7 protein-coding genes are annotated in these 9,498 nt (G+C 66.2%); 4 read left to right on the top strand and 3 right to left on the bottom strand.

What is annotated here, in order from left to right; genetic code table 11:
- Positions 1 to 532: RsmB/NOP family class I SAM-dependent RNA methyltransferase (locus tag RBR29_RS08120; protein WP_320348494.1), on the top strand; the 532-nt coding region annotated here is incomplete at its 5' end.
- Here the strand turns inward: RBR29_RS08120 and RBR29_RS08115 are convergent.
- From RBR29_RS08115 to RBR29_RS08105, 3 genes are all read right to left on the bottom strand, one after another.
- On the bottom strand, positions 514 to 2,085 hold the full coding sequence (locus RBR29_RS08115) for an acyl-CoA synthetase (protein ID WP_320348493.1): 1,572 nt from the start codon (positions 2,083 to 2,085) through the stop codon (positions 514 to 516). The two genes, RBR29_RS08120 and RBR29_RS08115, sit on opposite strands and share 19 nt — an antisense overlap.
- A gap of 80 nt (positions 2,086 to 2,165) precedes the next feature.
- Complete coding sequence (locus RBR29_RS08110; RefSeq protein ID WP_320348492.1) at positions 2,166 to 3,362, bottom strand: thiolase family protein; 1,197 nt, start codon at positions 3,360 to 3,362, stop codon at positions 2,166 to 2,168.
- Positions 3,363 to 3,364: 2 nt separating this feature from the next.
- Positions 3,365 to 4,513, bottom strand: coding sequence for an acyl-CoA dehydrogenase family protein (locus RBR29_RS08105; RefSeq protein ID WP_320348491.1), 1,149 nt, complete (start codon positions 4,511 to 4,513; stop codon positions 3,365 to 3,367).
- Between the two features lie 336 nt (positions 4,514 to 4,849).
- On the opposite strand from RBR29_RS08105, the gene RBR29_RS08100 reads away from it, so the two are divergent.
- From RBR29_RS08100 to RBR29_RS08090, 3 genes are all read left to right on the top strand, one after another.
- Positions 4,850 to 5,857, top strand: coding sequence for an AraC family transcriptional regulator (locus RBR29_RS08100; RefSeq protein ID WP_320348489.1), 1,008 nt, complete (start codon positions 4,850 to 4,852; stop codon positions 5,855 to 5,857).
- Positions 5,858 to 5,938: 81 nt separating this feature from the next.
- A complete protein-coding gene (locus RBR29_RS08095) occupies positions 5,939 to 7,141 on the top strand; it encodes a fatty acid desaturase (RefSeq protein ID WP_320348488.1) in 1,203 nt (400 codons plus the stop codon).
- Between the two features lie 8 nt (positions 7,142 to 7,149).
- Complete coding sequence (locus tag RBR29_RS08090; RefSeq protein WP_320348487.1) at positions 7,150 to 9,453, top strand: UvrD-helicase domain-containing protein; 2,304 nt, start codon at positions 7,150 to 7,152, stop codon at positions 9,451 to 9,453.
- Positions 9,454 to 9,498 lie beyond the last annotated feature (45 nt).

Genomic DNA, 9,498 nt, shown 5'->3' with positions numbered 1-9,498 from the left:
TGACGTGTCGGCGGCCCGTCTGGCGCGGGCCAAGCCGCGCTTTGCGCGCAGCGGGCTGTCCAATATCGTGCCGGTCGCCATCGCCGAACGCAACGATCAGCGCGTCAGGCGCTTGCGTGGCAAGGCCCACCGTGTGCTGGTGGATGCGCCGTGCAGCGGCCTGGGGACATTGCGCCGCAATCCCGATCTGAAATGGCGCCAGCATCCCGAATCCCTGGTCCAGCTGTGTGAGACCCAGGCGGCGATCCTGCGGGATGCCGCCGCCTGCGTGATGCCGGGCGGGCGGCTGGTGTATGCCAGCTGCAGCGTCCTGCCCGAAGAAAACGAATGGCAGGTGCAAGCGTTCCTGGCCGAGCATCCGGAATTCTCGCTGCTGGATGCCGGCGCGATTCTGGCCGACCGGAACATCGACATGGCCCTGGATGGGCCGTATTTGCGGCTGCGTCCCGATGTCCACGGCACCGATGGTTTTTTCGCTGCCGTGATGGTGCGCGCCAAGGCCGGCCAGGCGGATCAGTCCCCGGATGCGTAGCGGTCGCGCAACTCGCGTTTGAGCAGCTTGCCCGATGCGTTGCGCGGCATGTCTTCGACGAAGAAGACGCGCTTGGGCACCTTGAAGGGCGCCAGCCGCGCATGGACATGGGCGATGAGTTCGTCCGCGCTGGCCTGCACGTCCCGTTTCAGCGCAACCACGGCGGTGACGGCTTCGATCCAGCGTTCGTCGGGCAGCCCGATGACGGCGACTTCCGCCACGGCCGGGTGGGTGTAGAGGCATTCCTCGACCTCGCGGCTGGCCACCACCACGCCGCCGGTGTTGATGATGTCCTTGATGCGGTCGGTCACGTACAGGTAACCGGCCTCGTCCATGTGGCCCACGTCTCCGGAACGGAACCAGCCTCCGGCAAACGCTGCAGCGGTTTCCTCGGGCTTGTTCCAGTAGCCGCTCATCAGCTGGGGTGATCGGTGGACGATTTCCCCCATTTCGCCAGCCGGCATGTCGCGCAGGTCGGCGTCCACAATGCGGGTTTCCACGTTGAAGACGGGGCGTCCGGCCGAGGCTGGGCGGTCGGCGTGGTCTTCGGGGCGCAGGACGGTGGCCAGGGGGGCGATTTCGCTTTGGCCATAGCAGTTGTACAGCTGCAGGTCCGGAAGCTGGCGGGCCAGTTCCTGCAACACCGGCACCGGCATGATCGATGCGCCATAGTATCCCTTGCGCAGAGACGCCAGTTGTGCCGGATCGAGGCCGGGATGGCGCAGGAACGCGATCCACACCGTGGGTGGCGCGAAAAATGACGTCACCCGTTCACGTGCGATCAGATCGAAGCAGCGGTCGGGTTGGGGCGCCTGGATCAGCAAGGTCGTTGCGCCGACCAGCAGTTGCGGCATCAGGAAGACGTGCATCTGGGCCGAGTGGTACAGCGGCAGGGCGGCCAGGGAACGGTCCTGGCCGCAGATGTCGGTCGCCAGGAGTGTGCTGGTGTATTCGGCCATGAGCGCTCTGTGGCTCATCATGGCGCCTTTGGGGGCGGCCGTGGTGCCAGAGGTATACAGCAGCTGGGCGATGGCTTCTTCATCCAGTGCGACGTCCGGGGCGCTGTCAGGGCCGTCGCCACGGGCCCAGGCCAGGACGTCAAGGTCGTGGCCGCCCGTCAGCGTGCCGCGCCAGGCGCAGTCCGGAGTGCCGTCCAGCGTCTGGATCGATTCGGTCAGATCGGCGTCGTGGAACAGCGCCCGGGCGCCGGATTGCTCGATGATGTAGCGCAGTTCCGCACCCAGCAGGGCGTAGTTGACCGGCACATGGATCAGGCCCGACTTGGCGCAGGCCAGCCACAACAGGACGTAGGCGTCGGAATTGCGCCCGTAGGCGGCGACCCGGTCTCCGGTCCGTAGTCCCAGGCCCAGCAGCCGGTGGGCCACGCGGTTGGCGCCGCGATCCAGTTCGGCATAAGTCCAGCTGCGCGGTTCGAAAACCAGGGCAATGCTGTCCGGGTTGCGGCGTACGGATCGTGCGAAAGCGTCACCGATCAGATTGCGGGCGCTGCGCCGGACGTCCGCCGGCTGATCAAGGCGGTCATGAAGTGGCATACGAGTCTCCTGTGTGATTCTGGTGAGGTCTGGCGCCCCTTGTTCATAGGGTGGGATTGTATGGTCCTGCCGCAGGCAGGTCAGAGCCGTTCGATCACGGTGGCGGTAGCCATGCCGTGGCCGATGCACATGATCTGCAGGCCGAACTGGCCGTCGCGCTGGCGCAGGCCGGCAAGCATCTTGGCCATCAGGCCGGCGCCGGTGGCGCCCAGCGGATGGCCGTGAGCGATGGCGCCGCCCCAGGGATTGCAGCGGTCCGGATCGGGCTCGAATTCGCGCATGAAACACAGCGCGACACTGGCGAAGGCCTCGTTGACCTCGATCCAGTCGAGGTCGTGGATCGACAGGCCTGCTCGTTCCAGCGCCAGGCGGGTGGCGGGCACGATGCCGGTCAGCTGCATCACCGGATCGGAACCGACGGCCACACGCGCCAGAAACCGTGCCTGCGGTGCCAGGCCCAGCGCCTGCGCAGCGGCGCGGCGTCCCAGCAGGACGGCGGCTGCGCCATCGGACATCTGGCTGGCGTTGGCGGCCGTCACCCGGCCGTCTTCCGGGGCGCGCAAGACTGGGGCCATGCTGCGGACCCGGTCTTCGTCGATGGGCGCGCGGATGCCCTCGTCGGCGATCAGGGGGGCTGGGGTGCCCGTGCCGTCCAGGCCGGACATGGCCATGATTTCCGTGTGCAGCCCGGCCGCGCGGGCCGCATCGGCACGGCGATGGCTTTCGATGGCGTAGTCGTCCAGTTCGCGTCGCGACAGTTGCCAGGATTGCGCGATGCGTTCCGCGCTTTCGACCTGATGCGGAATGGGAAACCGGGCCAGCAGATCGGGATGCAGGCCGTCGAAGCCCTGGAAGGGCCGCTGTCCCAGGGTCAGGTCCAGGAACATCGGCACCCGGCTCATGCTCTCGACCCCGCAGCCGATGGCAAAATCCGCATCCCCGCAGGCCACCGCCTGCGCGGCGGCATGGACGGCATACTGGCTGGAGCCGCACATCCGGTTGATCGTGGCCGCCGGAACGGTCATCGGCAATCCGGCCAGCAGCACGGCCTGGCGGGCGATATTGCCCCCTTGCTCACCAGCCTGGCTGACGCAGCCGGCCAGTGTGTCGCCGACCTGGTCGGCAGGCAGCCCCGAGCGGGTCAGGGTTTCCTGCAGGACGGCCGCCAGCAGTTCGTCCGGGCGTGTGTCGCGCAGGGCGCCGTTGCGCCGGCCGAACGGCGTGCGCACGGCTGTCAGGATGACCGGTTCGTCAGGAGAGTGTGGGCGTAGTGTCATGTTCATTCTCGAGAGGCGGCCCGCTGCAATTCGCGGGCGATGATGTTGCGTTGGATTTCGCTGGTGCCTTCGTAGATCTGCAGCACCTTGGCATCGCGGAAAAGCTTTTCCACGGGGTATTCGGTGCAATAGCCCATGCCGCCGAAAATCTGGATGGCTTCGGTGGCGGCCCACATGGCGGCATCGGCGGCGAAGGCCTTGGCGGCCGAGGCCTGCAGGGTGCTTGGCAAGCCCTGGTCGAGCCGCCAGGCCGCCTGATAGCTCATCAAACGGGCGGCTTCGAGCTTCATGCGCATTTCGGCCAGCTTGTGGGCGATGGCCTGGTGTTCGATCAGGCGCTTGCCCATGCTGGTGCGCTGGCAGGCGTAGGCCAGCGATTCATCCAGGCAGCGTTCGATCAGCCCCACGCCGAAAGCCGCCACCATGGGGCGGGAATGATCAAAGACCCGCATGGCCAGGGCAAAGCCATGGCCTTCCTCGCCCAGGCGCTGCTCGGGCGTGACATGGACCTGATCCAGGAAGACCGGGCAGGTGGGTGCGCAGCGCTGCCCGAGCTTGTCCAATGGAGGACCGACAGTCAGTCCGGGGCTGTTGCGGGGCACGATGAACGCGCTCAGGCTGTGGTATCCGGGCTCGGGGGCCGTGCGGGCGAAGACTACGAAGAATTCCGCCAGATTGGCGTTCGATATCCAGGTCTTGGCCCCCGAGATCCGATAGCCGTCTGCCGTGCGTTCGGCTCGGGTCCGGATGCCGGCCACATCAGACCCGGCATCCGGTTCGGTCATGGCAAAGCTGGCGCGGGCGCCTCGCACGCTGGCCCCCAGATAGCGGTTCTTCTGGGCTGGGGTGCCCGCCAGCAGGATCGGGGTGGTGGCCAGCGCATCGATGCACAGTGCCGTGCCGATGCCCAGGCAGCCGTAGCAGAGGGCTTCGGTGACCAGGACGAGTTCCAGGCACCCCAGGCCGCTGCCGCCGACGGATTCCGGCAGGGTCACGCTGGTCAGCCCCAGCGCCTGGGCCTGCGAATGGATGTTTGCCGGAAATACCCGGCTGCGGTCGGCTTCGGCGGCGTGCGGCGTGATTTCCCGGTCTGTGAACGTACGGGCCAGGGTCCGGATCGCTTCTTGTTCTGGGCTGAGCTGAAAGTGCATCGGAATCGCCTCCTTGCGTCCGGTGATCTGTTCCCTCGATCGAAAGGCTTGTCCGGGGCGGGGCGGTGCGGAAATGCACACCGGCCTGCAACCCATTTTGAATATGCCTGAATTGCCAATATCGAATCAGTGCCTGGCAGATCTGCGTCTGCGAGCAGTTCATCGAAACCTGAATTGTCTCCTGGGCATCACGAGGTCTTGGGGATCATACTAATGGACGGCTGGCGTTCTGTAGATGGCAAAATCAGTCTGTTTATTGATATTTTTTGCCAATCTCATGAGTCGGATTGTCTGCGTGCGATTACGCGAGCCCAGGGGATCGGCAGGACAATGGCCATGACTGCCTCGACGATGACGGTGCCGGTCGGCATGATCACCCAGATGCTCGATCGACTGGGCTATCCGCCTGGCGCCACGCCGGAAGCGGTGGCGCGCGCAGGGATCGCGCCTGCGCTGCTGGCGCGGCCGTTTGCCCGGGTGACGGTCGAACAATTCGCCCTGTTCTATCGGGCGCTGGTCGTTCAGCTCGATGATGAAACGCCAGGACTGTTCTCGCGGCCATTGCGGGGTGGAACCCTGAAATTCCTGTGCCTGGGCCTGGTAGGGGCGCCCAGCCTGCGGGTGGCCTTGCATCGATTCTGCTGTTTCTTCCGCCTGGTGCTGGATGATCTGTCCTTCCGGATGGCGGCGGTAGGGGATGCCGAGAGCCTGGTGATCGAAGAACAGCGGGACCTGGGGGCAGAGCGTGTCCTGATTCTGGAACTGATGCTGTTGCTGGTGCAGGGCATTGCCTCGTGGATGGCTGAACGCCGCCTGCGATTCGTCCGGGTGAGCCTCGCGTATCCCCAGCCGCCGCATGCAGGCGAATACCTGAACATGTATGCAGGACCGGCTGCATTTGGGCAAGCCGAGACCATGCTGGTGTTCGAGCCCGGCACCCTGGATTTGCCGGTGCGGCAGGATCGGGCCGCCGTGTCCGCCTTTCTGCGGCGCGCCCCGATGGATTGGATCCGCCCCCCGGTTGCCGAACGCCTGTTGACCCACCGGGTCCGGGATCTGCTCGAAGCCCGGCTGGATTGTCCTCCGTCGATTCCGGAAATTGCCCGGGCGCTGCACCTGTCGCCCCGCACGCTGGCCCGCCGGCTGGATGCCGAAGGCACGCATTTCCAGGCCATCAAAAGCGCCGTGCGCCGGGATGCTGCGATCATCCGGCTGTTGTGCACGGACCTGCCCATCGCGGCGATCGGCGCGCAGCTGGGGTTCGAGGATCCGGCTGCCTTCAACCGGGCTTTCCGGCAATGGGCGGGAATCCCGCCAGGAGGCTATCGCAAGGGCCGTCCCTGAACCGTGCTTCACGCGCTGCATTCCCGTGGACTACACTAGGCCGCAGAACTCCTCCAACCTGTGGGCACCTGCCCGGACACCATGAATACCTGGCTATCCTTTCTACAGGGCGGCATCCTGCAGCTGGGCCCTTGGGCCCTGCTTGGCGTGACGCTGGTCCTGACCCACGTCACCATTGTGGCCGTGACCCTGTATCTGCACCGCAGCCAGGCGCATCGGGGATTGGACCTGCACCCTGCCGTAGCGCATTTTTTCCGTTTCTGGCTGTGGCTGACCACCGGCATGGTGACCCGCGAATGGGTCGCCATCCACCGCAAGCACCACGCCAAATGCGAACGAGAAGGCGATCCCCATTCGCCCGCCGTATTCGGCCTGGCCCAGGTCTTCTTTCGCGGTGCGGAACTGTACCGCGACGAGGCCCGCAATGCCGAAACCCTGGCGCGCTACGGCCATGGCACCCCTGATGATTGGCTCGAACGCCATGTGTACAGTCGCCACAGCCTGTTGGGTGTGGGGCTGATGCTGGCCGTGGATCTGCTGCTGTTCGGCGTCATAGGGCTGACGGTCTGGGCGGTGCAAATGGCCTGGATTCCGTTCTGGGCGGCCGGTGTGGTCAATGGCCTGGGCCACGCCTGGGGCTATCGCAATTTCGCCTGCCCGGACGACAGTACCAATATCGTGCCCTGGGGGCTGCTGATCGGCGGCGAAGAACTGCACAACAACCACCACGCCTATGGGACTTCGGCCAAGTTTTCTTCGCGCTGGTATGAATTCGACCTGGGCTGGGCTTACATCCGCGTGTTGCAGGTCCTGGGCCTGGCCCGGGTGCGCCGGGTCGCGCCCCGGCTGCGCCTGCAGGCGCCGGATGCCGCCAGGGGGCTGGGACAGGCCCAGCTCCAGGGCATCATCGCTCACCGCTACGAGGTCCTGGCGCGCTATTCGGGGGTGATCAAGACCGCCGTGGCGCACGAACTCAAGGCGCTCAAGCTGCGCCAGCGGCGTGGCGAACGCCTGTTGCTGCGGCGTTGCCGCAAATGGCTGGTGCGCGACACCGCCGTGCTGGCACCGCGTGAGCAGGCGCAGATGGATCGCGCCCTGTCGCTGGCGCCGGCGCTCTCGACCCTGGTGCAGATGCGCCGCGACCTGACTGCGCTGTGGGAGTCTTCCAGCGCCAGCAGCGAACAGCTGCTGGCCGACCTGCGCGCCTGGTGCCAGCGGGCGCAGGCCAGCGGCATCGATGGGCTGGAACAATTCGCTCTTCGGCTCGGCCGTTACGCGGCATGACCGATCGGATGCTCGAAGGACTGAATCCGCAGCAACGGGCTGCCGTCACCCTGCCGGCCGAACACGCCCTGGTGCTGGCAGGCGCCGGCAGCGGCAAGACCCGTGTCCTGACCACCCGCATGGCTTGGCTGGTCCAGACCGGGCAGGTCAGCCCCCATGGGCTGCTGGCCGTCACCTTTACCAACAAGGCTGCGCGGGAAATGCTGACGCGGCTGTCGGCGCTGTTGCCCATCAATACCCGGGGCATGTGGGTTGGTACGTTCCATGGCCTGTGCAACCGCTTGTTGCGTGCGCATCACCGCGAGGCCGGCTTGCCGCAGGCCTTCCAGATCCTGGACAGCGCCGACCAGCTCTCGGCCATCAAGCGCATGCTGAAATCCGCCGGCATCGACGACGAACGTTTCCCGCCGCGCGATGTGCAGCGCATGATCAACAGCGCCAAGGAAGACGGCCTGCGCCCGGGCGACCTGGACGTGCGCGACCCCCATGCCCGGCGGCTGGCGGACCTGTACCAGCGCTACCAGGACCAGTGCGAGCGCGAAGGGGTGGTCGATTTTGGCGAACTGCTGCTGCGTGCCTACGAACTGCTGCAGCGCGAGGCACCGATCCGCGAACACTACCAGCGCCGTTTCCAGCAGATTCTGGTGGATGAATTCCAGGACACCAATGTCCTGCAGTACCGCTGGCTGATGCTGCTGGCCGGCGCGCACACGCCGGTGTTCGCGGTGGGTGACGACGATCAGTCCATCTACGCCTTTCGCGGGGCGAATGTCGGCAATATGGCCGATTTCGAGCAGCGCCACGCCCAGGGTCGCGTCATCCGGCTGGAACAGAACTACCGTTCGCACGGCCACATCCTGGATTCGGCCAACGCCCTGATCACGCACAACCACGACCGCCTGGGCAAGAACCTGTGGACCGACGCGGGCGAGGGCGAACCCTTGCGGGTGGTCGAGCAGGCGTCCGATGCGCTGGAGGCCCAGTGGCTGGTGGACGAGATCCGCGCCCTGATCCGCGAAGGCCGGCCAGCCCACGAGATCGCCATCCTGTACCGCAGCAACGCTCAGTCGCGTCCGATCGAACATGCCCTGTTTTCCGCCCGGGTGCCGTACCGGGTCTATGGCGGGCAGCGCTTTTTCGAACGCAAGGAAGTCAAGGACGTCCTGGCCTATCTGCGCCTGATCGACAACCCGGACGACGACACGTCCTGGATGCGGGTGGTGAATTTCCCCACGCGCGGCATTGGTGCCCGTACCCTGGAACAGCAGGCCGACATGGCCGCGCAGCAGGGCACCAGCCTGGCAGGTGCCGCCGCTTTCGTGCCGGGCAAGGCTGGTGCCAGCCTGGCCCGTTTCGTCACCCTGATCCGCGAACTGGCCCAGGAAGCCCGCACGCTGGATCTGCCCGAACTGATCGGCCATGTGGTGCATCACAGCGGCCTGGAAGCCCATTACCGGGCCGACCGCGAGGGCCAGGATCGTCTGGACAATCTGCAGGAACTGGTCAATGCCGCTGCCGCCTTCGTGGCCGAAGAAGGCTTGCAGGGCCTGCCTGCCGGCCGCATCCCCGAAGGCGCAGCCATGATTGCCGCCGATGGGGCGGCCGACCCGCAGCCTCCGGTTTTTGGCGACGATGCGCGGCCATCGCCCGCCGTCATGTCGCCCCTGGGGGCGTTTCTCAGCCATGCCTCACTGGAGGCCGGCGACAACCAGGCGCAGGCCGGTGAAGACGCCGTGCAGCTCATGACCGTACATGCGGCCAAGGGCCTGGAATTCGACGTGGTATTCATCACCGGTCTGGAAGAAGGCCTGTTTCCTCATGAGAACAGCTTGCTGGATGCGGGTGGCCTGGAGGAAGAGCGCCGCCTGATGTATGTCGCCATCACGCGGGCACGCGAACGCCTGACGCTGACCCTGGCGCAAAGCCGCATGCTGCACGGCCAGACGCGCTATGGCATGCGCTCGCGTTTCCTGGACGAAATCCCGGAAGCCCACCTGAAATGGATCACGCCGCGTCAGCGTCCGGCCACCGCCCAGCCGCCCTGGAGCGGCGCGTTCCGTCGCGGCCTGGGCGGCCTGCGGGATGAGGGCAGCAGCTTTGCGCCGCGTGCGCCCCGCACCCAGGCGGCTGGTGTCACTGTGGGCGAACAGTCCTTTCGTATCGGCACGGGCGTGCGCCATGGCCGCTTTGGCGAAGGTACCGTGGTGGCCTTGAGCGGCAGCGGCGCCGATGCCCAGGCGCGCATCGAATTCCGCGATGCCGGCACCAAGACCCTGGCCCTGGGGGTGGCAAAACTGGAAGTCCTGGACTGATCCGGACGTCCTAGACTGATTTCCGGTTTTGCCACCCCCAGGGCC

Source organism: Castellaniella sp. (assembly GCF_034007085.1).
GTDB lineage: Bacteria > Pseudomonadota > Gammaproteobacteria > Burkholderiales > Burkholderiaceae_B > Castellaniella.
The sequence above is the reverse complement of the archived record's forward strand: the minus strand, read 5'-3'. Positions and strand labels throughout refer to the sequence as shown.